This window comes from Thermovibrio guaymasensis, assembly GCF_003633715.1.
Lineage (GTDB): Bacteria > Aquificota > Aquificia > Desulfurobacteriales > Desulfurobacteriaceae > Thermovibrio > Thermovibrio guaymasensis.
On the sequence record NZ_RBIE01000001.1, the window covers coordinates 259,344 to 282,429 of the forward strand.

The window sequence follows — 23,086 nt, forward strand, 5'->3', positions numbered from 1 at the left end:
TATGTTTAAGTATCTATTAAAACGCTTTTTTCAGATGGTTCCTATTGTTATCAGTATGACCTTCGTTTCCTTTGTCATCGTTAAACTCGCTCCAGGGAACTACTTCACCCAGCTTGAGCTCAACCCTTCAATTTCAAAGGAGACTATAGAGGAGCTTAAGAAACTTTACGGTTTAGATCAAAACCTGTTCCTTCAGTACTTTAAGTGGCTCTTAAATGCACTTCAGTTTAACCTTGGTTACTCCTTTGCTTACCACAAGCCGGTTTTAGATTTAATTAAAGAGAGACTAGTTAATACACTTGAACTTACAGTTACTTCCTTTATCCTCTCCTGGCTCGTAGCTGTTCCCCTTGGAATAGTTGCTGGAGTTTACAGAGGGAAACTTTTAGATAGGTTAATAACTCTCTTTTCCTTCTTTGGTATTTCCCTTCCAAACTTCTTTTTAGCGTTTATTTTCATGTACTTTGCCGCCAAAACGGGACTTTTCCCTATCGGAGGAGTTGTCTCTCAAAACTACGATTCCCTTCCCTGGTGGGGGAAAGTCCTTGATAGGCTTTGGCATATGGCCTTACCCCTTTCAGTCCTTGTAATAGGAAGTATTGCAGGTCTTTTAAGACTTGTGAGAAGTACGATAATAGACGAGCTTAACAAGGATTACGTTAAAGTTGCAATAGCAAAGGGATTACCTTATAGGGTTGTAGTGATGAAACACGCTTTTAGGAATGCGCTTAATCCGTTTTTAACGTTGATAGGGTTTGACATTGCCGGTCTCCTTTCGGGAGCGGCTTTAGTTGAGATAATTACTGCCTGGCCGGGAATGGGTAGATTAATGTTTGAAGCTGTTATGTCTCAGGACCTCTTTTTGGTCATGGGTTCCCTTTACATAGGCGGAATAATGCTTGTTTTGGGAAACTTAATTGCCGATATCCTTATAGCTATTAATGATCCTCGTATAAGGGAAAAGGAGGTAGAAGGGAGAGTTGTTTAAGTCTTTTTTATCCTTCCTTGAGGAACTTTACCTAAAGAATTCCTTAGCGGCATATTCCCTTTTGTTTCTGCTGTTCCTTTACTTCGTCGCTGTTTTTGCCGATTTTATAGCTCCCTATCCTTACGATGTTCAGTTCCGCCATTATCCTTACTCTCCTCCAACGCCCATTCACTTTTTTGATGAAAATGGGAAATTTCACATTCGCCCCTTTGTTTACGGCCACAAACTCGTTGACCCTGTTGAGAAGGAGTACGCAGTTGATTACTCAAAGAAGTACCCGATTTACTTCTTAGTTGAGGGTGAACCCCATTACCTGTTTGGCTTTATAAAGACTAACCTTCATCTCTTCGGTACTAAAGGAGGACACATATTTTTGATGGGAACAGACCGTTTAGGTAGGGACATTTTCTCCAGACTTGTCTACGGAACGAGGATTTCCCTCACAATCGGGCTGATAGGAGTTCTTATTTCCTTCTCTATAGGACTTCTTGTAGGTTCAGTTGCAGGTTACTTTGGAGGAGTTGTTGATACTTTAGTAATGAGGTTTATTGAAATCCTGATGGCCTTTCCTGCTTTTTACTTGATGCTTGCTCTTCGCTCAATGTTTCCAATAGATATGCCAAGTATTCTCGTTTTTATCGTTATCGTTGTGATACTCTCACTAATCGGCTGGGCTGGGCTTTCAAGGGTTATAAGGGGAATGGTCCTCTCTATAAGGGAGAACGATTACGTTAAGGCTGCGAGAGTTTTAGGAGGAAGTCACCTCTACGTTATTCTGAAGCATGTAGTTCCAAATACACTCTCTTACGTTATAATTGCGGCAACTTTGAGTATTCCTGGCTATATTCTAGGCGAAGCCGCCTTAAGCCTTATAGGGCTTGGTATTCAGGAGCCATTTCCTTCGTGGGGAAATATGCTTTCAGAGGCTGAGAACGTTCACGTTCTCTCGTCCCATCCTTGGGTTTTGGCTTCGGGAGTAGTTATTTCTTTGGTTATTATTGCCTTTAACCTCCTAGGAGATGGCTTAAGGGATTACTTTGACGTAAAGCTGGAGAGGTAGAATGCTTTACATTCTCCTTTATCAGGTCTTAGGGATTACTCTTTTTAAATACATAAGTTTTAGGAGCATTTACGCTGCTTTAACTGCTATGTTCGTTGGATTTCTCCTGTACCCCTACTTTGAAAGGAAGTTAAAGGATTTACAGTTTAAACAGACTATTAAGGATTACCTCCCTGAAACCCATAAGAAGAAGAACGTGCCCACTATGGGAGGCCTTCTTATCTTAACTGCCCTTTTAATTTCAATTCTGGTATGGAATAACCTGTTTAACAGGTTTATTTGGGTAGTTATTTTTGTCCTATTAGCTTTTGGAGCTCTCGGCTTCGTTGACGACTACATAAAGGCGAAGTTGAAAAACCCTGAAGGGCTTTCTGAAAGGACGAAATTCTTTTTTCAGCTCCTCTTTGCTACTTTAGTTGCAGTTTTCCTATACGTGAGCGGTTTTTCTACTGAGCTCTACTTCCCTGTTTTTAAGAACCTTCACTTTGACCTCGGCCTTCTCTTTATTCCTTGGGCGGTCTTTATAATCGTTGGGACTTCAAACGCCGTTAACTTGACAGATGGCCTTGACGGCCTTGCAATAGGGCCGGTTTTAACAACTAGTTTCGTTTTTATGGTTTTCTCCTACGTTGCCGGTAACTACAAGCTGGCAAGTTACCTCCATATTCCCTACGTTCCCGGTGCCGGGGAGCTTACCATTGTGTGTTCTGCCCTTATCGGTGCCTCTTTAGCCTTCTTATGGTTTAACACCTACCCCGCTGAAGTCTTCATGGGAGATGTTGGTTCCCTCTCTCTGGGAGCTCTCCTTGGAACGGTTGCTGTTTTAACAAAACAGGAGTTCATTTTGGCAATTGCAGGAGGAGTCTTTGTCCTTGAGACCCTTTCGGTTATAGTTCAGAGGTACTACTTTAAGTACACAAAGAGGAAGTACGGTCAGGGAAGAAGAATATTTAAGATGGCTCCCTTACATCACCACTTTGAAAAGAAAGGATGGGAAGAGCCTAAGATAACTGTTAGGTTTTGGATACTTTCAATAATACTTGCTCTTCTTGCTTTAAGTATGCTGAAGATCCGATAATTTAGTCAATTTTGATTCCTGCTGCTTTTAGGATTTCCAATACTCTCTTATCCTTAAGGCGACACGGAGATTTGACGTTAAACCTGTCAACTTTCTCAATGATTCCCATTTCCCTTAAGATTGTTGCGTGCTGAGATAGGAGCGGTTGGGGAACTCCCAGCTCCTCCCTTATCTCTTTTGGTTTTTTAGGGCCTTTTGCCAGTGAAACTACTATTCCTATTCTTATTGGGTTTGATAGGAGCTCAAATAGCTTTGCATGTTCTTCATATTTTTTATACTTTTTCCCGCAGGATTCAGACATTCAGAACCTCCGTACCTTTTGCGTAAGCTTATTTTAGCAAAAGGAGAATTAGATGTTTAAAAGGTTAAAAGAGGACATAGAAACCGTTTTTGAGAGGGACCCTGCGGCAAGGAGTATTTTAGAAGTTCTCCTCTGTTATCCCGGCCTCCATGCAGTCTGGTTCCACAGAATTGCCCACTGGTTCTGGACCCACAACCTTAAGCTAATCGCCAGAGTTATCTCCCACTTTTCAAGGTGGCTTACTGGAATTGAAATTCACCCTGGGGCTAAGATAGGAAGGCGTTTTTTCATTGACCATGGAATGGGTGTCGTTATCGGTGAGACTACTGAAATAGGAAATGACGTTACCCTTTACCATCAGGTTACTCTAGGGGGAACGAGTACTAAAAAGGGGAAAAGGCACCCGACGATAGGGAACAACGTTGTAATAGGGGCAGGTGCTAAAGTTTTAGGGCCCGTTAAAATTGGGGATAACTGTAAAATAGGAGCAAACTCCGTTGTTATAAAGGATGTTCCACCTAACTCAACTGTAGTTGGGATTCCAGGTAAAGTTGTTAGGAGGGAAGGAATAAAGCCAACTAAGGTGGACCTTGAGCACGGGAAGCTTCCAGACCCCATTATGGAATCTCTTAAACAGATGCTTGACATAATACATGACCTTGAACTTGAGGTTAAGACCCTAAAGAAAGAAATTAGGGAAAAGGAAGAGCGATGAGGTTTTGTCTATCTTTAATAACAGCCTTTCTGTTTATTCTCCTTTCCTACTCCTTTGCCCAAATTCCTAAACCCGGTTCTAGAGTTTATACCGTTCAGGTTGCCTCTTTGAAGAGTAAGGTTGAGGCTGAGTCTATTTTAAAAAAGGTCTCTTCTTTTCCAGGAGCACGGATTTCCTACAGGAATGGAAGGTATAAAGTAAGGGTAGGTTTTTTCAAGACTTATAAGGAGGCCCAGGAGTTTGTTAAAGAGTCTGGGCTGACCAAGGTCGTTTCCGACTATTACATCACGCGGATAAGTTTTAACCCTGAGGGAGTTTTTTTCCCTGAAAAGGAAGAAAAGAGTAAAGAAATTAAAACTGAAGTTAAAACTCCTCAAGAAGTCAAGGAAGAGGAAAAAGAGGTAGAGACTGAGAGCCCCGTTCCGTTAGAGAAAGAAAAGGAAGTTTCTACCGGTGAAGATAGCGGAACTGAGAAGGAAAAGGAGGAAGTTGAACCTGATGAAGAGAAACAGTTAGAGTCTGCGGAAGTGAAGGAGAGTAGAGAGGATAAGGATTTAACTTCAGATGTTAAAAAGCAGGTATTTTCGTATAAGGAGCCTTTACCGAAGGAAACTAAAGTTAAGAAGGAAAAAGAGGAAGGGGGTAATTGGAAGAAAGTAGCACTTCCTACTTTTATCATTACTTTCCTTTTTGTGTTCTTTTCTTTGTTAAGAAGAAGGAAGGGCAAGTTGAAGGAAACAGATTTTGAAAGTTACGTTGCAGATTTACTAAATCAGGGAAAGTACAAAGAGTTAATTGAGTTGGCGGTTCCCTACCTTATGAAACGGCCTAAAGATACCTTTGTGAAGAAGGCTTTGGCGGAGAGCTACGAAAAGCTCGGTAGGTACCTTGAGGCGGCCGATGTTTACTCTGAGATAGCAAAGGACCTTGAGGAAAAGGGACTTAATGTTTTGGCTGAGGACTTTAAGAGGAGAGCCAATGAGCTTTACCAGATGGAATTTGGAAAGAGGTAGGGAAGTCTTCCCTACCCCTTAGAAAATCTACTTGAGCTCTTTCTTCTGCTCTTTTAAGAATGGCATCATCTCTCTTAGTTTCTTTCCGACTTTTTCAATCGGATGTTCAGCTTCCATTCTCCTGTAGGCGTTGAGAACTGGATAGTTTGCCTGAGCTTCAAGGACGAACTCTTTTGCGAACTGTCCAGTTTGGATTTCTTTAAGGATTTGTTTCATGTTCTCTTTGACCCTTTCGTCAATTACCCTTGGGCCTCTAGTGTAGTCTCCGTACTCAGCTGTGTCTGATATTGAGTACCTCATACCTGCAAGGCCGTGCTGGTAGATGAGGTCAACTATTAGCTTAAGCTCGTGGAGGCACTCAAAGTATGCAACTTCAGGCTGGTAACCTGCCTCTGTAAGGGTCTCAAACCCGGCCTTTATTAGTGCAGAAACTCCACCGCAGAGGACCGCCTGCTCTCCAAAGAGGTCGGTTTCTGTTTCCTCTTTGAAGGTTGTTTCAATTACTCCGGCCCTCGTTGCACCGATACCTTTAGCGTAGGCAAGGGCAATTTCCTTTGCTTTTCCTGTGGCGTCCTGGTGAACGGCTACGAGTGCAGGAACTCCTGCTCCTTCAAGGTAGGTCCAGCGAACTAAGTGACCAGGCCCTTTTGGAGCTACCATAAATACGTCAACGTCCTGAGGAGGAACAATCTGGTTAAAGTGAATGTTGAAACCGTGGGCAAAAGCGAGGGCTTTTCCAGGCTCCAAGTTTGGTCTTACTTCCTCTTCGTAAACCCTCTTTTGAACAGGGTCTGGCAGTAGGAACATTATAACGTCGGCTTTCTTTGAGGCTTCTTCCGGCGTTAAAACTTCAAAGCCGTCCTTTTTAGCCTTTTCTGCAGATTTACCAGGCCTGATACCGATTATCACGTTAATTCCGCTGTCCCTTAAGTTAAGGGCATGGGCGTGTCCTTGACTTCCGTAGCCGAGGATTGCTACTGTCTTGTCCTTAAGGTACTCAAGGCTTGCATCTTCGTCGTAGTATACCTTTGCCATCTTTACCTCCGTATTCTAAATCTTTAAGTTTTTTCCTCTCCGAAAGTTTCGCCCTGTAGTGCTCTTACCATTGCAACTCTTCCAGTCCTTGCCATTTCTTTGATACCGAGGGGCTTTATTAGTTCTAAAAACGCGTCAACTTGGTCCTCATCTCCGGTTAGTTCAACGGTATAGGTATCGTGGGAAACGTCAACGATCTGAGCTCCAAATATGTCAACAAGCCTTTTTACTTCTTCCTTCTTATCCTTTGTCTCAACCGATAGGCGGACTATGAGGAGCTCCCTATCCAGCTTCTTCTTATCCGTTAAATCCCTTACCTTAAAGACGTCTATTATTCTCCTTAGCTGTTTGACTATCTGCTCAATTGTGTGCTCGTCTCCCTTTGCTACCATTGTAATTCTTGATATTGTGGGGTCTTCCGTATGACCTACGTTTAGACTTTCTATATTGTAACCTCTAGAGCTGAAGAGCTCTATTATCCTTGCTAGAGCTCCCGGCTGATTTTCAACAAGAACGCTTATTATATGTTTCCTCTCCTCTTTCCTATCCATAACTTCCTCTTTAAACCGCTTTTTTCTCCCTCTTCTTACCGTAACTTGGCAGAATCATTTCGTGAAGGGCTCCTCCTGGCGGAACCATCGGATATACGTCCTCTTCCCTATCTACGATAAAGTCTATAACAACGGGCCTGTCGTTTATAGACATCGCTTCCTTTAAGACTTCTTCTACTTCTGAGGGCTTTTCAGCCCTTAGTCCGACTCCTCCCATTGCCTCAACCAGCTTTACAAAGTCTGGCTGAACGTCAAGGTGAACTTGGGAATAGTTCTTGTCGTAGAAGATTCCCTGCCACTGGCGCACCATTCCGAGGAAGTTGTTGTTTAGGATTGCTACCTTTATGGGGATGTTGTAGTGAACGGCGGTAACGATTTCCTGCATGTTCATCTGGAACGAACCGTCTCCGGAAATACAGAAGACTGTTTTATCGGGCCTTCCAACTTTTGCTCCGATGGCAGCCGGAACGCCAAATCCCATAGTTCCGAGTCCACCAGAGGTAATGAACTGGCGTGGGTACTTAAACTTGTAGTACTGGGCCGTCCACATCTGGTGCTGTCCAACGTCTGTAGTTATTATGGCCTCTCCCTTTGTTACTTGCCAGACCTTCTCTATTACGAACTGAGGTTTTATTATCCTATCGCTCGGTTCGTACCAAAGAGGGTAGCGCTCAGCCCAGCTCCTCACCTTTAGTATCCACCTCTCCCTTGCTCCGTAGAACTCCCTGTTCTTCGCTACTAACTTTTCAACTTCAGGGAGGAGCTCCTCCATTACGAGCTTTGCATCTCCAACTATAGGTATGTCAACAGGTTTGTTCTTACCAATCTCTGCGCTGTCAATATCTATATGTATAACCTTTGCGTTTGGGGCAAACTCTGAAAGTTTCCCCGTTACCCTGTCGTCAAACCTTGCACCTATTGCTATGAGGAGGTCGGCCTCCTGAACTGCCATGTTTGCCGCGTAAGTTCCATGCATTCCGAGCATTCCGAGGAAGAAGGGGTGGTTGCTTGGGACTGCCGTTAAGCCCATTAAGGTAGCAACCATGGGAATGTTCGCAACTTCTGCCATCTTTACGACTAGGTCTGAGGCTCCTGAGGAGACAACACCTCCGCCGATATAGAGAACCGGTCTTTCAGAGGTTGCTATGGCCTTTGCGGCTCTCTTTATCTGTCCTGGGTGTCCCTTTAGAACAGGCTTGTAACTCCTTATCTGAACAGGAGCTTTATACTCCTCCTCAAAGAAGTCTGTTAGTTCCCTTGTAACGTCCTTTGGAAGGTCAACCAGGACGACGCCGGGACGGCCTGTTTTTGCAATGTGGAAGGCCTTTTTAATCGTATCTGCAAGGTCTTTAACGTCCTTTACTAAGAAGTTGTGTTTTGTTATAGGGCGGGTTATTCCAACTGTATCAACTTCCTGAAATGCGTCGTTGCCTATCATGAAAGTCGGGACGTTTCCTGTAAAGGCTACTACGGGGGAGGAGTCTATCTGAGCTGTTGCTAGGCCTGTTACTAAATTCGTTGCACCTGGGCCGGATGTGGCAAAGCAGACTCCAACTTTCCCTGTAGCCCTTGCATACCCGTCGGCTGCGTGGGCCGCTCCCTGTTCATGCCTTGTAAGGTAGTGCTTTAAGGGGCTGAATGGTAATCGGTCGTAGATATCTAATACTGCTCCCCCGGGGTATCCAAAAATCCTTTCAACACCTTCAAGTTCAAGGGCTCTTAGTAAAATCTCTGCTCCAGAGAGCTTCATAGTTGTACTCCTCCTTAGGCGTGTAAGAGGGAATGATATCAAAAATAAACCTTCCTATATTTATTTCTCCACCCCTTATTGGGAGGAGTTCTTGATAGTAGAGAAGTTGAAATTTAGAGACTCGGCTGAGCTCTTCTTTACCCTTAGGGCTCACGGCTATCCGGTCAAGCTCTTCCTTGATTCTGCTTCGGTTAACTTGAAAACCGGAAGGTACTCTTTTATAGCCGTCGGCTCTGAGGAGGAGTTTATCTTAGACGAAGGAGCTGGTGGGTTTAATGAGCTTGAATCCCTTTTCTTTAAGCTTAGGAAGAGGTTTTTTGTTCCGGAAGTTCCTTACGGCCTCATGGGATACGTTTCCTACGATGCAAATACTTTGATTGAAGAAGTTCCTTCCCCCAAGGTTGACGATATAGGTATGCCGCTCCTCCACTTCTTCCTTCCCCATACCCTCTTTTTCTTTGATAACTTAAGGAGGGAGCTCTACTTAGTTTCCCATGAACCCTTTAAAGTTCCGGATAAGAAGGAGTACGTAGGGGAGTATAAAGGGGAGCTCCTATCCTCAAATATGGATGAGGAGTACTTTGAGTTGGCAGTTAAGAGGATTAAGGATTACATAGCCTCGGGAGACACCTTTCAGGTTAACTTTTCTCAGAGGTTAGATTTAAACTTTTTAGGAGACCCCGTTAGTCTTTACAGGGAGCTGAGGAGGATTAACCCTTCTCCATTTTCATTCTATATGGAGTTGGGGGAGTTTAAGGCGGTTTCCTGTTCACCTGAGAGGTTGCTTCAGATTGAGGGGAGGGTTGCCCAGACCCGTCCGATAGCTGGAACCAGGAGGAGGGGAAGGACGGCTGAGGAGGATGAGAAGTTAAAGAGGGAACTTTTACTCTCTGAAAAGGAGCGGGCAGAACACGTTATGCTCGTTGACCTTGAAAGGAATGACCTGGGAAGGGTCTGCGAGTACGGAAGCGTTGAGGTTAACGAGCTTATGGTCTTAGAGGAGTACTCCCACGTTACCCATATAGTTTCAAACGTAAAGGGAATTTTGAAAGAAGGGGTTAGTGAAGTAGAAGCTCTCAGGGCGCTTTTTCCCGGGGGAACGATAACTGGAGCTCCGAAGATAAGGACTATGGAGATAATAGCTGAGCTTGAGCCAACCAGGAGAGCTCTCTACACCGGCTCTGTAGGTTATCTGGGTTTTAATGGAGTTTCTGACTTTAACATAGTTATAAGAACCCTACTCCTTAGGGAGAACAGGGGATTTCTCCAGGTAGGTGCCGGTATAGTATGGGACTCCCATCCCCTTAGGGAGTACAAGGAGACCCTCCACAAGGCAAGAGCCCTCCTGGCCTCCCTGAACCTCTCTTAGCTTACTCCTTTTCTTCCGTTTGCTCTTCTTTTTCTCTCTTCTGGCTCTCTAGGAGCTGGCTAAGTTCAGCGACTGTTGAGCTGTTGAGCTTTTCTTCAATGATGAGCCTTATTAACCTGTTAAGTTTCTGTTCGTTGTTGCCTGCCACTCCGTAGAGGATGTAGTAGAGTTTCTTTGGAATGGAGAGTCTAACCACTTTGTTGGCCCTTTTTCCGGCTTTTCTTCCTCTTGCCATTTTTTCCTCCGGATTTCTGTTTTTTAATTTATTTTATTCAATATTAAAAAGAATTAAAAGAGTCTTCTTCCTAAAATATCGTGTAGATGGATTATTCCTTTTAACTTTCCTTCCTTGTTAACTACAGGTAAAACTGTTATCTTGTGTTTTTCCATCTCCCTGAGAGCTTCTTCTCCGTAAGCTTCTTCTTCTATTTTTTTAGGATTTTTTGTCATTAACTCTGAAACTTTCGTTTCTAGTGTAGCTCCCTTTTCAAGAGCTCTCCTTAGGTCACCGTCGGTTATTATCCCTACCAGCTTTCCATTTTCAACTACGAGAGTTGCTCCAATTTTTTTACTTGAAATCTCAAAAATTGCCTCTTTTAAGGGTGTATCTGGTTTAACTATCGGAATCTCTCTACCGGTTCTCATTATCTCTTTAACCTTTGAGAGTCTTATTCCAAGCTTTCCTCCCGGATGAAACTTTGCAAACTCCTCCGGCGTAAACCCTTTAAGCTTCATAAGTGCAGCTGCAATAGCATCTCCTAGGGCTAAAGTTACCGTTGTTGATGTTGTTGGTGCGAGGTTTAAGGGACATGCCTCCCTTTTTACTCCGATATTGAGGACTACATCTGAAAGCCTTGCTAGCGATGAATTTGGATTGCTGGTTATGGCTATAACTGGAATTCCGAAACTCTTTATAAGGGGGATTATTGATAGGAGCTCTGCAGTCTCTCCGCTGTTTGATACTGCTATTACTGTGTCCTCTCCCTTAACCATTCCAAGGTCGCCGTGGGCTGCGTCGGTTGGGTGGAGGAAAAATGCAGGGGTACCCGTACTTGAGAGGGTTGCCGCTATCTTCTTACAGATTAACCCAGACTTTCCCACTCCTGTTAAGACTACTCTTCCTCTCGTTCTGTGTAGGAGTTCTACAGCTTTAATAAAGTCTTCGTTAAGCTCTCTGGCCAGTTTCTCTATTGCTTGAGACTCCTCCAGGAGGACCCTCTTTCCCTCCTTTAATATCTCTTCCATTAAGCCTCCTTAAGACTTTTTCCCTGTACCTTTCTCCGTTAAAGGGATTTCTGAGCCACTCCCTTGGGAAGGTTCTAATCCAGCGGTTGAGGTTCTCTATTCTCTTTCTGTTTGTCGGGTGGTCCGTAAAGAGCTCTTCAACTCCAGAAGGTTTAAACTTTATTAGGGAGTCAAGTATTTCAATTGTCTCTATTGATGCTACAGGGTTCCAGCCCGCCTTTCCTGCGTAGTAGGCTCCCATTGTGTCTGCTTCAAACTCCTCCTTCCTTGAGTATCCAGAAATTACGATCTGGTAGAGGACTTTTAGAACCTGTTCTTCAACTGGGGAGAGCTCCTTACCGCTTAGGGTGAGGGAGAGGATAAAGTTAATTCCGTAGATTAGCTGTAGCCTTCGTATTGCGTGTCTTCCTACTATGTGGCCCGTTTCGTGGCCAAGTACAAAGGCTAGGTCTGCTTCGTTCTTTAGTTTCTTTAAAAGGCCTGTGTAGATGTAAACCCATCCTCCGGGTAGTGCAAAGGCGTTAAGCTCGTCCTTCTCTATTACTTTATAGTGGTACTTTATGTCGTGTCTATCGCTTACAGACGCTATCCTCTGTCCTACCCAGTTAACGTACTGGTTGACTATCGGGTCTTTACAGAGCTTTTCCTTTGATTCAACCTTCCTTGCAGTAGCGGCCCCTATTGCAACTTCCTGAGAAGTTGGAATTAGGATGAAGGACGTTTCCCCAAAGGGTGAAGTCCTTACTACCCCGCAGGCAAAAGCAAAAAGGCTTAATATCAATAAGAGGGAAAGGGCATATATTCTCCTCATAGCCATTAAATTCTACAAAAAGGATTACTGGTAAAGGATGGACGGTAAATTAGGAACGTCTCTTGTTCTCACCCAGCAGTTAAAACTTACTCCCAACGTCATTTTTAGCTTGGAGCTCCTGCAACTTCCCCTTTTTCAGCTTGAAAATATTTTGAGGAATGAGATTGAGGAAAACCCTTTAATAGAGCCCCTAGACTTTGTTTATGAGTCATCTCCTGTTTACTACGAGCCTTCAGAGGACGAGGAGAGCTCCCCTCTTCCGTCTCCAGTCTCAGTTAGACAGCAGTTAATTAGCCAGGTAAACCTTGAGTTTGATGGAGTTGAGAGAGAGATAGCTACTTATATGGTTGATAACCTTGATAGAAAGGGACTTTTAACTTTACCCCTTGAGGAGATTGCAAGAAGTTTTAAAGTTTCAGTTGAACTTGTTGAATCTGTTAGGAGGAAGCTGAAAGAGTTTGAGCCGGTTGGCTGCGGTTCTCTAACTTTAGGTGAGCTCCTTGAGTCTCAGCTAAAGGAGGTGGGAGTTCCAGAAAAGTTCATAAAAGCCGCTCGTAGTTTTGAATCGGTGAAGAGTAAAGAGGAGTTTCTGGAAAAGAGTGGTTTAAATAAAAAGGAGTTTGAGGAGTTTCTATCCTACCTAAAGCGTGTAGATCTCCTTCCCTTTGAGGACGGCTTTGGAGTAGTTAAGGTAAAGCCAGACGTTAAAGTTTGGCTTGAGGGAGATGAAGTTAAGGTTGAAGTTTTAACTCCTAAATCCTTTGAGTTTAGGGTAAACAGCTACTACCTAAAGTACGCAGGGAGGGAAGAGCTCAGGAGGTATCTAAATGAGAAGTACCAGAGGGCCCTTTACCTGAAGAGGGCTATTGAGAGTAGGGTAGAGACTCTCTCTAAGCTTTCAAAGGCGGTCTTTGAGGGGCAGAGGGAATTTCTGAGGGACGGGAAGACCCTTAGACCTTTAACGATCTCTCAAGTTGCCCTTCAGGTTTCACTCCACGAGTCAACTGTCAGCAGGGCGGTAAAAGATAAGTTCGTTGAAACTCCTTTTGGCGTTTATCCATTAAAGTCTTTCTTTAAAAAGGGAATTTCGGGAACGTCGGTTGAGGAGGTTAAAGGGCTAATAAAGGAACTTATAGAGAATGAGGATAAGAGGAAACCTTTGAGCGATAGCAAAATAGCTTCTCTTTTAAAAGAGAGGGGAATAAAGATTGCAAGGAGGACGGTTGCAAAGTATAGGGAGGAGATGGGAATACCGGGAGCTTACAGGAGGAAGGTAAAGTGAGAACTCCCGACTTGATGGATCTATTCAGCTCGGCTTCCTACAGGTTCCTTTACAGAGTAGTAAGCTTTTTGAGGTTTTTGTTCATAGTAGTTATGACGGTTTACCTGTTCTCATGCCTTTCAAGTTTGGCTGTGAACCTCTTTGTATACCTAAAGTCTTCGGGCTTTTACCTCTCTTACGAGAGTATGAGACAGTTCTTAACAGACGCCCTCTTTGTCCTCGTTATTCTGGACTTTGTAAGTGCCATGTTCTATAGTAAGAGAATTCACTACGTTCTCACCCTTTTAGAGATCGGATTCATAGTTGTAATGAGGAAGTTGATACTCCTTACTCCAACCCCTGAAAACTCTCACCTAATTTTCGTCCTTTCCCTTGCAGCTTCCGTCTTTTTTATCCTTATCTTCTACTTCTATAAGGTAACTGGAAGGTTAAGGAAAGCGAGGTAGTTATGGAGAGACTGTTAAAGACTATTTCAGGTTCACTGGAAGGTAGTTGGCTTTCCTCTTTAAAAGTCCTTGAGGATAAACTCTCAGAACTTCCAAACCCAAGGAGGGCCCTCATCTACTTTGAAAAACTCCTTTCCTCTTTCCCTGATAGACCAGACTGGCTTGACGATGAGTACCTCTACCACCTGCTTACTCTTTTTTCCTCCTCAAACTACTTGGCAGACTTCCTTACCAAGAATCCCCACTTTTTAAAGACCTTAAAGGGTATTTACAGGAGGAAATTTAAACCGGAGGACTTTGAGTTTAGTGTGGAAGGGGATAGGAGGAAAGTAAAGAAGGAGCTCCTAGACTATAAAAACCTCCAGATGGCAAGGGTGGTCCTCAGGGATTTACTGAGATTCTCTCCCTTTGAAGAGCTCGTAAGGGATGTAACCCTAGTTCACGATGCAATAAGTAGAGCTTCTTTTTCCTACTTGGAAGAGGAGTTTAAGAGGAAGTATGGAGAGCCTTCCTGCGGTTTAGCTATAGTTGATATGGGAAAGGCTTCGGCTTTTGAGCTTAACTACTCCTCAGACATTGACCTTATCTTTGTCTATGAGAGCCGTTTTGGGGAGACTTCAGGGGGAACCGTCGGGAAGCTCCAGAACCACGACTACTTTACTCTCCTTGTAAGGGAGTTCCTTGACCTACTAAACGGCGTTGTAGTAGTTGATACTCGTCTGAGGCCAAACGGAACTATGGGGCCTTTGGTAAATGACATATTGGCCCTGGAAGAATATTACACCGCCGTTGCAAGGCCGTGGGAGAGGTTTGCCCTCCTTAAGGCAAGGCCTGCTGTAGGGGACTTGGGGAAAACCGGCCTTGAGTTCTTAAAGCTAGCTAAAGCTTTTGTTTATAGGAAGTACGTAGACTTTACCCTAATTGAGGAGGTTTTAAGGTTAAAGGAACTGATAAAGAGTAAAGTTTCAAAGAAGAGGGGAAAGGTTGACCTGAAGCTCGGTAGGGGCGGAATTAGGGAGGTTGAGTTCATAGTTCAGGCCTTCCAGCTAATTTACGGAGGAAAACAGAGGGAAATCCGTTGCCGCCATACTTTGACTGCTTTAGATAAGCTCCACAGATGGGGCTATCTGGGAGATAAGGAGTATTCAGAGTTAAAGGAAGCTTACCTCTTTTTGAGGAGAGCTGAACACATGCTTCAAATAACAAACTTTAGGCAGACTCAGACCTTCCACCCTGAAAGTGAGGAGGCAGAGGAACTTTCAAGGAAGATGGGGTTTAAGAACAGGGAAGGGTTCCTCTCAGTCCTCTATCACCACATGGATAGGGTTAACTACTACTTTAACAAGTTCTTCCCGACGGGGGACAGGAGGCCTCTATCCACCTACACTGAAGAAGACCTTAAGAGAATGGGGTTTGTTGAGCCGGGAGAAGTTAAGAGGTTTATAGACGTTCTCCTTTCAATGAAAGTTTTAACTCCTGAAGAGGTTAACAGGATTGATATTATGGGGGAGCTCTTCTTAAGACTTATTTTTGAAGCCCCCAGCTCAAAGAACGCAATGAAAAATCTGGTTAACTTCTTAGAGAAGGAGGAAGGTAGGGTTTTCTTCTTCTCCATTCTTAATCGGATAAACCTTTTAAACCTCCTCTTTTACCTCCTATCAACGAAAGACTTCTTCATAACCCGATTCCGTCAAACTCCAGAGATAGTTGACTATGTCTTTCAGCCCCAGCTGATAGAGGAAGAGATAAGGGAGGAGAAGTTAAGGGAGTTCTGGGAGGCCTCTAAGAACCTTAAACTTTTGAAGAATACCTTTGAAGTAGTTGCCCTTTTAAGGTACAGGCTTAGGAGGTCTGGAGTTGTTGATTTCTTTAACGAGCTAACGACGATTACCGATTTCATTCTGAAGGAGCTCTACCTTGAGATTTCCCCTTCCTTCTGCGTAGCCTCACTTGGAAAGTACGGAAGTCGTGAAATGAACGTAGGTTCCGACCTCGACCTCCTCTTCTTTAGGAGTTCAGGACACTCTGAAGAGGAAAGGGCGGTAAGTCTAATTAAGAGACTAGAAGGGCTTGGCTATGAAGTTGATACTCGTCTAAGACCCTTTGGAGAGAAGGGAGAGCTGATCTTTACGCTTAACTACTTTAAAAACTACCTTAAAGAGAGCGCAAGGGTTTGGGAGAGGTTGGCTTTTACCCGTTTTCGCTTCATCCTCGGAGAGTGCAGAGAGGAGGTTGAAGAGATAGTAAAGGATTTCCTCTTTGGGAAGCCTTTAGATGAATCTACCTTTAATGAGATCGTTAAGATGAGGGAAAGGTTGGAGAGGGAGCTTGGAAGGGGAAAGAGGGATATAAAATATTCACCAGGTGGAGTCGTTGACCTTGAATTTATATCCTATACCTACCAGCTCTTAAGGGGTAGGTGGTTGAGGAATACCTACTATTCCCTCCTTGAACTTTCAAAGGAGGAGAATTCCTTTTCAGGGCTCGTTGACCTCTACCTAGACCTTAGAAGGGCTGAGGTTGAAAAGAGGCTCTTTGGGGACTTTATTTCCTACGGTGCTAAAATAGATGCCCTTAAGAGAAAGGTAAGGGAAGGATACCGGGAGTTTTTAAATTGGTGCAGGAGAGAAATTTCAGAGAGTACTTAGAGGCTTTAAAGGAGCTCCTGAGCGAGCACTTTGAAGGAAAGTTTTACTTTGTTCCCAGTACGGACAGCATTGCTGCTAAGGAGCTCTTTGAACTAAAGCTTGCTCCTGAAGAGGTTCTCTCCTTCCTGGTCAAGTACGGTGAGGATTTAATTTCAAGGAGGTTCAACCTATTTCAGGTTAAAGAGCTTGTAAAGAACTTCTCAAGGAGGCCTTCTGAGAGCTGTGAGGTCCCTTACTCTGTAAACAGGGTTGAGATACTGATAGACTTTTTAGACTCTCTCTCAATGGAGCTAAAGCTGGATCAGAGTTTACTAAAGAGGCGCCTTGAGGAGCTCTTGGAAGAGGAAGATAGTTTTAAGGTTGAGAGGGAGCTCTACAGGATAGAGGATGAGCTCTTCAACATGCTTGAGGAGACTCCTGCTGGGAGGAAGTGTAGGGAAGAGGCGGAGAGGAAGGTTGACAGGTTCTCCTTCTACTGGAAGGAGAAGGTTTTAGAGGTTACAAGGAGAGCTCTCGTTAGAGAGTGTCTGAGGAAGAGGTATGGAATCCCGGAGTTTACGTCTCTTAACACTCCTTGATTACCCCCGAGGAGACGTTAAGAGGGGAGAGAGGATTTATGAGGAACTCAAGGAGAGGGGAGTAGAGGACTTAAAGTTCGTATCAAAAGGTTACAGAGGAGTTGTTTTCAAAGGCCTTTTAAAGGGAAAACCTGTTGCAGTTAAGGTAAGGCGTTCAGACACTCCAAAGGAAGTTCCCTTAAAAGAGTATAAGTTCCTCTCACACCTTTTTAATACTTTTGGTTCAGATGCTCCTTCTCCTCTTCCGTACTTTTCCACTAGCGATTTTGTCGTTATGGAGTGGATAGAGGGAAAGCCCTTTCCCGATGCCTTTAAAGAGGAACCGAGGCTTTCTACTAGGGGAGTTCTGATTTCATGCTACAAACTTGACGTTTCAAAAGTTGAGCATTCAGAGATTAAGGGAGAGAAACACCTTATCTTTACAGGTGAAAATGTGAAGGTTATTGACTTTGAGAGTGCAAAATTTAAGGAAAGGCCGAGGAACCTTCTTCAGTTTGTCGGCTACCACCTAATAGGCAGGGGACTCTATAGGGAGTTGGGAGTAAGTTTAGGGACTTTGAGGGGTTTAATAGAGCTCTACAAGGTAGATCCAGATGAAGGTCTAAAGGGCTTTCTATCAGAGTTAAAACTTTGACAAGCTGAGCTCTTTGCCTATAATTCCCATCACAAGTTAAAGCGTGGAGGTGGCAAAGTGTCAACAAAGAGGACGTATCAGCCAAGTAGGCTTCACGGTAAAAGAGTTCACGGTTTTAGGGCCAGGATGAAGAGCAAGAGCGGAAGGGAGATACTCAGGAGGAGGAGAAAGAAAGGTCGCTGGAAGTTAACGGTAAGTGACGAGTGGAAGAGAAGGTAAGTTTTACTTTCCGCAAGGAAGAGAGACTGCGTAAGAGCAAAGATTTTAAAAAGGTATTTGACCACGGGAAGAGCCTTGGCGGTTCTACCGTGGCCTTTTACTTTTTACCGAACGACCTCGGCTTTCCAAGGGCAGGCTTTATAGCCAGTAAGAAGGTTTCAAAGAGGGCAGTAGATAGGAATAGGGCGAAAAGGTTAATGAGGGAAGTATTCAGGTTGAACAAGCACAGGTTAAAACCTTACGACTTGGTATTTATAGCCCGTAAAGGAATTTTAGGGAAGAAGTATCAGGACGTAGAGAAAGACTTTTTGAGCCTTGCAAAAAAAGCAGGAATCTTGAAGGAGAGTGGGTGAAGGCTTTAGTTATTTCTGCTATTAAGTTTTACCAAAAAGCTATCTCTCCTCTCTTTCCGGGCAAGTGCCGTTACTATCCTACCTGTTCTTCCTACGCCATTCTTTCAATAGAGAAGTACGGCCTTTTAAAGGGTAGTTTAAAGGCCCTATACAGAGTCCTTAGGTGCAATCCCTTTTCAAAGGGAGGCATAGACTATCCTTAGTTATGTCTAAAATTCTGATTTAAAGGAGTTAGGTAATGGGGCAGCAGCAACCAAGTAAGTTATCGCTGTGGATTCAGTCATTTATCCTTGCCCTTTTAGTTGTTATAGGCTTTCAGTTTTTCTTCGGCCACAAGGGAGAAAAGGCCGGTGAGGTTTCAAAGGAAACTAAAAGGGCCCAGAGCGTTAAGGTTTCAGATATCCCTTCTGTAAAGGAACTGGGACAAAGGGTTAATGTTGAAACGCCCCTTTACAGGGCTGAGTTTTCAACCGTTAACGGTAGGTTAGTTTCTCTCTTTATTAAGAAGTATGACTACCAGTTGGTTTCTCCCTATTCAAAGGTTTCAGGTTTATACCCTTTAACTACTCTTTCCCTTAATGAGGAGCTCTCTAAGAAGCTCTCAAGATTAAACCTTACCCCTTCTTCACTTCAGCTCAAAGTTGAAGGCTCTCCGAAGAAACTTCTCTTTTCAGGAGAAATTGACGGTAAGAGGTTCATAAAGGAGCTCACTTTCTATCCCGATTCTTACAGGATAGACGTTAAAGTGGAAATTGAAGGGGAAGGAGGAGAGCTCTACACCATTTTGGGGCCGGATATAAACTTAAGTGCTAGTAAAGAAAGGGGTCACGTCGGTCCTGTTGTTGAGACAGAGGATAAAGTTTACAGGTTAGACCCTAAGGACCTCAACGGCTTTGTCTCCTTTAACAAGGTTGTATGGGCGGGAGAGGAAGAGAAGTACTTCTTAATGGCCGCTAAGGATAGGAACTTCTCTGCTATGGTTAAGGAAGTTGGAGGAGAGCATACTTTAGTTGAGGCTTTTGTTGATGAGTTTACATTTTACGGAGGACCTAAGGAACTTAAGGAGCTTGAGGCCCTTGGAATGGAAAGTGCCATAGACTTTGGAATTCTTGGCTTTCTCGCAAAGCCACTCTTAAAGTTCTTCATTTTCCTTCACAAGTTCGTTCCAAACTGGGGAGTTGAGATAATCATCTTTACCCTGATTATTAAGCTTATTCTCCATCCCCTCACACACAAGAGCTTTGTCTCTATGAAGAAGATGCAGGATTTAGCTCCTAAGCTTGAGGAGATAAAGAGGAAGTACGGAAACGACCCCCAAAAGCTCCAAGAAGAGACTATGAAACTCTACAGGGAGATGGGAGTTAACCCTGCAAGCGGGTGCCTTCCGATGCTCCTCCAAATTCCTATCTTCATTGCCCTTTACGAGCTCTTCCTTAACGCAGTTGAGCTTAAAGGGGCTTCCTTCCTCTGGATTAGGGACCTTTCACAGCCAGACCCAACCTTCGTTCTTCCGATCTTAATGGGCCTTTCTATGATCCTTCAGCAGTTCCTCACTCCTACTACAAACAAGCAGCAGCAGTACATCTTCTACGCTATGGCAGTTTTCTTCACCTTCCTCTTTGCCAGTTTCCCTGCAGGACTGGTCCTCTACTGGTTTACGAACAACGTTATTACTGCGATTCAAAACCTTATAATCATGAAGTTAACAGTAAATAAGGAAGGGGCTTAATGGAGGGAGGAGGTAGTTTAACCGGTTATTACTTTATTCTCTCCTTTCTCATTTTCCTCTCCGCCCTCTTCTCGGCCTCTGAAACGGCCTTCTTCTCACTTAACACTTTGAGGCTTGAGAGGCTTGCCAAAGAGGGTAACAGGAAGGCAGCAGAAGTACTTAAGTTCCTTCAAAACCCTGCAGATTTAATCGCAACGATTCTGGTCGGTAACGAGATGGTGAACGTCGGTATTGCCTCAACTTCGGCTGTTCTGTTCGTTAAGCTTTTGGGTCGCGACCTAGGAGCAGCCCTTGCCGTTCCCGTAACTGTTTTTATCCTTTTAGTCTTTGGAGAGGTTACACCTAAGACCCTTGCCATCAAGTACGCTGAAAGGTATGCCTTTTTTATCCTTCCGTTTATAAAGTTTGCCTACTACTTGACTTACCCGGTTAGGGTTATCCTTGTCGGCTTTGCCTCCCTCCTTTTAAAACCCTTTGGAGTGGAGCTCTTTAGCTCTCCAAAGGCTATAACCGATGAAGAGTTTATGCTCCTGGTTTCTGAAGGGGCGAAGGAGGGGACAATTGCACAGGAAGAGAAGGAGCTCATAGATAGGACCCTTGACCTTGGTGAGATTTTGGTTAAGGAGATTATGGTTCCAAAACACAGGATCTTTGCCTTAAAAGAAGATACTCCTGTTAGGAGAGCTCTGGAGCTTTTAAAGGACGTTAAGTTTTCAAGAATACCGATTTACAAGGATTCCCTTGACCAGGTTACCGGCATTCTCTATACAAGGAGGATAATCCCCCTCACTTTAAGACCGGAGGACTTTGATAGGCCGGTTAAGGACTTTGCCTCTGAACCTTTCCTCGTTCCTGAGTTTTTAACGATTGATAAGCTCCTTGAGGAGATGCAGAGGACTAAGCGCCACATGGCGGTTGTTGTTGACGAATATGGGAATACGGCAGGTGTAGTTACTCTTGACGATATTTTGAGGGAGATTGTCGGAGAGCTCCCGGACGAGAGGGAGAGCTTATCTGCTCCAGAGTTTGAGAAGTTAGAGGACGGGAAACTCAGGTTCTCTGGTCAAACTCCCATAGATGAGATGAAGGAGGTTTTAAACCTTGAAGATGACGACCTCCTTGAAGAGGTGGATACCGTTTCAGGTTTCGTTATGGCTAACTTAAAGAGGATCCCGAAAGAGGGGGATTCGTTTGCCTATAAAGGTTTCAAATTCACCGTTGAGTCAATGGACGGTAACAGGGTAGGTTCGGTTGTTGTAGAGAGGTTAAGTTGATGGAGGTCCTTTTCCTCATTTTCCTCTGTGTCCTTTTTGAAGGTTTCTTCTCAGGTAGCGAGATTGCAATAGTTTCCCTTCCCCGTCTGGAACTTCAAAAGCGCCTCCAGAAGGGGGATAGGGCAGCACTACTCCTTGCCAGGCTCCTTGAGAATCCTGAAAAGCTGTTAACTACCACCCTAATTGGAACTAACCTTTCAACGGTTACAGGTTCAACCCTTTTTGCCACTTACTTTTTAGATAAAATTGCAGAGAAGTTTCCCTCTTTAGCCTCTTACCCTGAGCTAATTACCGTCATCTTCTTTACTCCAATTACGCTTACTTTTGGAGAGCTCATTCCCAAGAGTTTGTACCAAAAGTACTCCCACGTTATAGCCTTTAAGATCGTTTACCCAATCTACTTCTTCTACCTCCTTTTCAAGCCGGTCTCATTCGTAGTTATGGGAATTGCAAGGTTAATAGCCTACCTTCTAAGGTCTGATAGTGAGAAGAACCCCTTCGTTACGAAGGAAGAGCTCCGCCTCCTCGTTGAGAGTGCAGGTCGGGTTCAGGTTGAGAGGACTGAGAGGGACATCCTTAGGAATATACTCTACCTAAGGGAGAAACACGTAGGGGATATCTACACTCCCCTTTCTAAGATAATTGCTGTAAGTGAGAACAGTACAGTAAAGGAAGCCGTAGACCTTTTCTTAAAGAGCGGTTTTTCAAAGCTCCCGGTCTATAGGGACAGGTTTGACAACATAGTCGGCTACCTTCTCATTTCAGATTTAATTAACGTAGAGGACCCTTCGGTGTCCGTTAAGTACTTCCTAAGGCCTGTGGTCGTTCTCCCTGAGTATATGAACATCTTTGATGCCCTTAAGGAGTTTAGGAAGAGGAAAGAACAGCTTGGAATAGTTGTTGATGAGTTTGGTTCAACCCTTGGAATAGTCACTATTGAGGATATCCTTGAGGAGATTGTAGGTAAGATTGAGGACGAGTTTGATAAGGAAGAGCTAAGAATCTTTAAACAGGGTAACGAGATTACCGTTGATTCCCAAGTTGAGATAGATGAGTTGAATAGTTTCTTAAACTACCCCCTTCCTAAGGGTCAGGATTACGTAACTCTCGGGGGACTTATTCTCTCAAAACTTGGGAGGTTTCCAAGGGTAGGGGAGGTTTTGGAGCTCCCCCACCACACCCTTAAAGTCGTTAGTCTGGGGGAGAGGAGGATAGGTAAGGTAAAGGTAAAGGAGAAGGACGAGAAAACTAAACGTTCCTCGTAAGGATGTAACCTACGTTCGTTAAGGTTTTAAGGTGTTTTCCCTTCTTTCCGAGCTTTCTCCTAAGCCTGTATATGTAAACGTCCAGGACCCTTGAGCTCTTTTTGTTCTTCCCCCAGATTCTCTCTACTAAAAACTCCTTTGGAAGGACCTCTTCCTGATACTTTATGAGGAGCTCCAGTATTTCAAGTTCAATTTTCGTTAAGTCAACGCTCTTATCCCCGATTAAAACCCGTCCTTCCTTCTTCTTAAGAATTATTCCCTCAAACTCAAGGACGTTCCTTATCCTCTCTCTGTACCTCCTTAAAATTGCCTGTGAGCGGGCAAGGAGCTCCCTTGTGCTGAAGGGTTTAACTATAAAGTCATCGGCTCCCGTTTCAAACCACTTAACTTTAAAATCTATGTTGCAGACTGAGCTTAGGACTACTATTGGAATATCCTTCTTTTCCTTTATCCTCTTACATATTTCAAGTCCTTTAGTTCCAAGGAGTGCAAGGTCAAAAATTAAAAAGGAGTACCCGTTTCTCTTAAATATGTCCTCTTGGGACGTTCCTATTTCTACTTCAAACCCGCTGTCTGTAAATACTTCGTAAATCTCCTCTGCAAGGGATTTGTCGTCCTCTATCAGCAGTACCTTTGTCATTTTTACACCTTTTTAACGAGATTTTTACATCAAATTAACAGATAATTCTAATTAAGTTTTATAAGGAAATTTTAAAATTTTGTTAAAATGTTGCAACAAAGA

The 23,086-nt window shown here is 43.8% G+C and carries 25 protein-coding genes; 17 read left to right on the forward strand and 8 right to left on the reverse strand.

The genetic code is table 11. The annotated features are described in order from the left end of the window. Position 1 precedes the first annotated feature (1 nt). The 3 genes from C7457_RS01485 to mraY are packed head-to-tail and all read left to right on the forward strand — an operon-like array spanning position 2 to position 3,126. Positions 2-988 carry an ABC transporter permease gene (locus tag C7457_RS01485; RefSeq protein WP_121169670.1) on the forward strand — a complete coding sequence of 329 codons (987 nt, stop codon included), beginning with the start codon at positions 2-4 and terminating at the stop codon, positions 986-988. Continuing rightward, complete coding sequence (locus tag C7457_RS01490) at positions 981-2,048, forward strand: ABC transporter permease (RefSeq protein ID WP_121169671.1); 1,068 nt, start codon at positions 981-983, stop codon at positions 2,046-2,048. The genes C7457_RS01485 and C7457_RS01490 overlap by 8 nt, the downstream gene beginning before the upstream one ends. A gap of 1 nt (position 2,049) precedes the next feature. Then, a complete protein-coding gene (gene mraY, locus C7457_RS01495; protein ID WP_121169672.1) occupies positions 2,050-3,126 on the forward strand; it encodes a phospho-N-acetylmuramoyl-pentapeptide-transferase in 1,077 nt (358 codons plus the stop codon). Between the two features lies 1 nt (position 3,127). On the opposite strand, the gene C7457_RS01500 is transcribed toward mraY, so the two are convergent. Then, entirely contained in the window at positions 3,128-3,427 is a 300-nt protein-coding gene (locus C7457_RS01500; protein WP_121169673.1) for an ArsR/SmtB family transcription factor, read from the reverse strand. Positions 3,428-3,479: 52 nt separating this feature from the next. On the opposite strand from C7457_RS01500, the gene cysE reads away from it, so the two are divergent. Together cysE and C7457_RS01510 are read left to right on the forward strand one after the other, a co-directional pair. Next, a complete protein-coding gene (cysE, locus tag C7457_RS01505) occupies positions 3,480-4,142 on the forward strand; it encodes a serine O-acetyltransferase (protein ID WP_121169674.1) in 663 nt (220 codons plus the stop codon). Beyond that, complete coding sequence (locus tag C7457_RS01510; RefSeq protein ID WP_121169675.1) at positions 4,139-5,155, forward strand: SPOR domain-containing protein; 1,017 nt, start codon at positions 4,139-4,141, stop codon at positions 5,153-5,155. Before cysE ends, C7457_RS01510 begins: the two co-directional genes overlap by 4 nt. Positions 5,156-5,182: 27 nt before the next feature. On the opposite strand, the gene ilvC is transcribed toward C7457_RS01510, so the two are convergent. Genes ilvC through ilvB form a run of 3 tightly spaced genes read right to left on the reverse strand, consistent with a single transcriptional unit; the run spans position 5,183 to position 8,491 of the window. Next, positions 5,183-6,190 (reverse strand): ketol-acid reductoisomerase, encoded by a 1,008-nt coding sequence (gene ilvC, locus C7457_RS01515; RefSeq protein WP_121169676.1) that lies wholly within the window; start codon positions 6,188-6,190, stop codon positions 5,183-5,185. Between the two features lie 23 nt (positions 6,191-6,213). Continuing rightward, entirely contained in the window at positions 6,214-6,741 is a 528-nt protein-coding gene (gene ilvN, locus C7457_RS01520; RefSeq protein WP_121169677.1) for an acetolactate synthase small subunit, read from the reverse strand. Positions 6,742-6,751: 10 nt separating this feature from the next. Further along, positions 6,752-8,491 carry a biosynthetic-type acetolactate synthase large subunit gene (ilvB, locus tag C7457_RS01525; RefSeq protein ID WP_121169678.1) on the reverse strand — a complete coding sequence of 580 codons (1,740 nt, stop codon included), beginning with the start codon at positions 8,489-8,491 and terminating at the stop codon, positions 6,752-6,754. Positions 8,492-8,582: 91 nt separating this feature from the next. On the opposite strand from ilvB, the gene C7457_RS01530 reads away from it, so the two are divergent. Next, positions 8,583-9,860 (forward strand): anthranilate synthase component I family protein, encoded by a 1,278-nt coding sequence (locus tag C7457_RS01530; RefSeq protein ID WP_121169679.1) that lies wholly within the window; start codon positions 8,583-8,585, stop codon positions 9,858-9,860. Position 9,861: 1 nt separating this feature from the next. Here the strand turns inward: C7457_RS01530 and C7457_RS01535 are convergent, their stop codons facing one another. From C7457_RS01535 to C7457_RS01545, 3 genes are read right to left on the reverse strand one after another with little or no spacing between them, the layout of a single operon-like run. Beyond that, positions 9,862-10,095 (reverse strand): hypothetical protein, encoded by a 234-nt coding sequence (locus C7457_RS01535; RefSeq protein ID WP_121169680.1) that lies wholly within the window; start codon positions 10,093-10,095, stop codon positions 9,862-9,864. A gap of 53 nt (positions 10,096-10,148) precedes the next feature. Then, on the reverse strand, positions 10,149-11,105 hold the full coding sequence (locus C7457_RS01540) for a KpsF/GutQ family sugar-phosphate isomerase (RefSeq protein ID WP_121169681.1): 957 nt from the start codon (positions 11,103-11,105) through the stop codon (positions 10,149-10,151). Next, positions 11,026-11,922 (reverse strand): M48 family metallopeptidase, encoded by an 897-nt coding sequence (locus C7457_RS01545; RefSeq protein ID WP_245939557.1) that lies wholly within the window; start codon positions 11,920-11,922, stop codon positions 11,026-11,028. Before C7457_RS01545 ends, C7457_RS01540 begins: the two co-directional genes overlap by 80 nt. Before the next feature lie 31 nt (positions 11,923-11,953). On the opposite strand from C7457_RS01545, the gene rpoN reads away from it, so the two are divergent. The 11 genes from rpoN to C7457_RS01600 are packed head-to-tail and all read left to right on the forward strand — an operon-like array spanning position 11,954 to position 22,344. Further along, complete coding sequence (gene rpoN, locus C7457_RS01550) at positions 11,954-13,198, forward strand: RNA polymerase factor sigma-54 (protein WP_121169682.1); 1,245 nt, start codon at positions 11,954-11,956, stop codon at positions 13,196-13,198. Then, complete coding sequence (locus tag C7457_RS01555; protein WP_121169683.1) at positions 13,195-13,644, forward strand: hypothetical protein; 450 nt, start codon at positions 13,195-13,197, stop codon at positions 13,642-13,644. Before rpoN ends, C7457_RS01555 begins: the two co-directional genes overlap by 4 nt. A 2-nt stretch (positions 13,645-13,646) precedes the next feature. Then, positions 13,647-16,292 (forward strand): [protein-PII] uridylyltransferase family protein, encoded by a 2,646-nt coding sequence (locus tag C7457_RS01560; protein WP_121169684.1) that lies wholly within the window; start codon positions 13,647-13,649, stop codon positions 16,290-16,292. Beyond that, positions 16,262-16,870 (forward strand): hypothetical protein, encoded by a 609-nt coding sequence (locus tag C7457_RS01565; RefSeq protein ID WP_121169685.1) that lies wholly within the window; start codon positions 16,262-16,264, stop codon positions 16,868-16,870. The genes C7457_RS01560 and C7457_RS01565 overlap by 31 nt, the downstream gene beginning before the upstream one ends. Beyond that, positions 16,833-17,504, forward strand: a complete 672-nt coding sequence (locus C7457_RS01570; RefSeq protein ID WP_121169686.1) for a hypothetical protein — start codon at positions 16,833-16,835, stop codon at positions 17,502-17,504. The genes C7457_RS01565 and C7457_RS01570 overlap by 38 nt, the downstream gene beginning before the upstream one ends. A gap of 57 nt (positions 17,505-17,561) precedes the next feature. Further along, entirely contained in the window at positions 17,562-17,723 is a 162-nt protein-coding gene (gene rpmH, locus C7457_RS01575) for a 50S ribosomal protein L34 (protein WP_121169687.1), read from the forward strand. Further along, positions 17,708-18,076: a ribonuclease P protein component gene (rnpA, locus tag C7457_RS01580; RefSeq protein WP_121169688.1), complete on the forward strand. Its 369-nt coding sequence runs from the start codon at positions 17,708-17,710 to the stop codon at positions 18,074-18,076. The genes rpmH and rnpA overlap by 16 nt, the downstream gene beginning before the upstream one ends. Continuing rightward, the gene (gene yidD, locus C7457_RS01585) at positions 18,073-18,279 is read left to right on the forward strand and encodes a membrane protein insertion efficiency factor YidD (RefSeq protein ID WP_121169689.1); all 207 of its coding nucleotides are present in this window, start codon (positions 18,073-18,075) and stop codon (positions 18,277-18,279) included. The genes rnpA and yidD overlap by 4 nt, the downstream gene beginning before the upstream one ends. A 35-nt stretch (positions 18,280-18,314) precedes the next feature. Beyond that, complete coding sequence (gene yidC, locus C7457_RS01590) at positions 18,315-19,805, forward strand: membrane protein insertase YidC (RefSeq protein WP_121169690.1); 1,491 nt, start codon at positions 18,315-18,317, stop codon at positions 19,803-19,805. Beyond that, on the forward strand, positions 19,805-21,079 hold the full coding sequence (locus C7457_RS01595) for a hemolysin family protein (protein WP_121169691.1): 1,275 nt from the start codon (positions 19,805-19,807) through the stop codon (positions 21,077-21,079). The genes yidC and C7457_RS01595 overlap by 1 nt, the downstream gene beginning before the upstream one ends. Then, positions 21,079-22,344: a hemolysin family protein gene (locus C7457_RS01600; protein ID WP_121169692.1), complete on the forward strand. Its 1,266-nt coding sequence runs from the start codon at positions 21,079-21,081 to the stop codon at positions 22,342-22,344. The genes C7457_RS01595 and C7457_RS01600 overlap by 1 nt, the downstream gene beginning before the upstream one ends. Here C7457_RS01600 and C7457_RS01605 read toward each other — a convergent pair. After that, a complete protein-coding gene (locus C7457_RS01605; protein ID WP_121169693.1) occupies positions 22,328-22,984 on the reverse strand; it encodes a response regulator transcription factor in 657 nt (218 codons plus the stop codon). The genes C7457_RS01600 and C7457_RS01605 overlap by 17 nt on opposite strands. Between the last annotated feature and the right edge of the window lie 102 nt (positions 22,985-23,086).

What these genes read in the sequence shown, in the direction of transcription:
- C7457_RS01600 (WP_121169692.1), top strand. Translation starts at nt 21,079, where the DNA reads ATGGAGGTCCTTTTCCTCATTTTCCTCTGTGTCCTTTTTGAAGGTTTC.
- cysE (WP_121169674.1), top strand. Translation starts at nt 3,480, where the DNA reads ATGTTTAAAAGGTTAAAAGAGGACATAGAAACCGTTTTTGAGAGGGAC.
- mraY (WP_121169672.1), top strand. Translation starts at nt 2,050, where the DNA reads ATGCTTTACATTCTCCTTTATCAGGTCTTAGGGATTACTCTTTTTAAA.
- ilvB (WP_121169678.1), bottom strand. Translation starts at nt 8,491, where the DNA reads ATGAAGCTCTCTGGAGCAGAGATTTTACTAAGAGCCCTTGAACTTGAA.
- C7457_RS01535 (WP_121169680.1), bottom strand. Translation starts at nt 10,095, where the DNA reads ATGGCAAGAGGAAGAAAAGCCGGAAAAAGGGCCAACAAAGTGGTTAGA.
- C7457_RS01500 (WP_121169673.1), bottom strand. Translation starts at nt 3,427, where the DNA reads ATGTCTGAATCCTGCGGGAAAAAGTATAAAAAATATGAAGAACATGCA.
- C7457_RS01595 (WP_121169691.1), top strand. Translation starts at nt 19,805, where the DNA reads ATGGAGGGAGGAGGTAGTTTAACCGGTTATTACTTTATTCTCTCCTTT.
- ilvC (WP_121169676.1), bottom strand. Translation starts at nt 6,190, where the DNA reads ATGGCAAAGGTATACTACGACGAAGATGCAAGCCTTGAGTACCTTAAG.
- C7457_RS01560 (WP_121169684.1), top strand. Translation starts at nt 13,647, where the DNA reads ATGGAGAGACTGTTAAAGACTATTTCAGGTTCACTGGAAGGTAGTTGG.
- C7457_RS01545 (WP_245939557.1), bottom strand. Translation starts at nt 11,922, where the DNA reads ATGGCTATGAGGAGAATATATGCCCTTTCCCTCTTATTGATATTAAGC.
- rpoN (WP_121169682.1), top strand. Translation starts at nt 11,954, where the DNA reads ATGGACGGTAAATTAGGAACGTCTCTTGTTCTCACCCAGCAGTTAAAA.
- C7457_RS01605 (WP_121169693.1), bottom strand. Translation starts at nt 22,984, where the DNA reads ATGACAAAGGTACTGCTGATAGAGGACGACAAATCCCTTGCAGAGGAG.
- C7457_RS01510 (WP_121169675.1), top strand. Translation starts at nt 4,139, where the DNA reads ATGAGGTTTTGTCTATCTTTAATAACAGCCTTTCTGTTTATTCTCCTT.
- ilvN (WP_121169677.1), bottom strand. Translation starts at nt 6,741, where the DNA reads ATGGATAGGAAAGAGGAGAGGAAACATATAATAAGCGTTCTTGTTGAA.
- yidC (WP_121169690.1), top strand. Translation starts at nt 18,315, where the DNA reads ATGGGGCAGCAGCAACCAAGTAAGTTATCGCTGTGGATTCAGTCATTT.
- C7457_RS01485 (WP_121169670.1), top strand. Translation starts at nt 2, where the DNA reads ATGTTTAAGTATCTATTAAAACGCTTTTTTCAGATGGTTCCTATTGTT.
- C7457_RS01570 (WP_121169686.1), top strand. Translation starts at nt 16,833, where the DNA reads ATGGAATCCCGGAGTTTACGTCTCTTAACACTCCTTGATTACCCCCGA.
- C7457_RS01540 (WP_121169681.1), bottom strand. Translation starts at nt 11,105, where the DNA reads ATGGAAGAGATATTAAAGGAGGGAAAGAGGGTCCTCCTGGAGGAGTCT.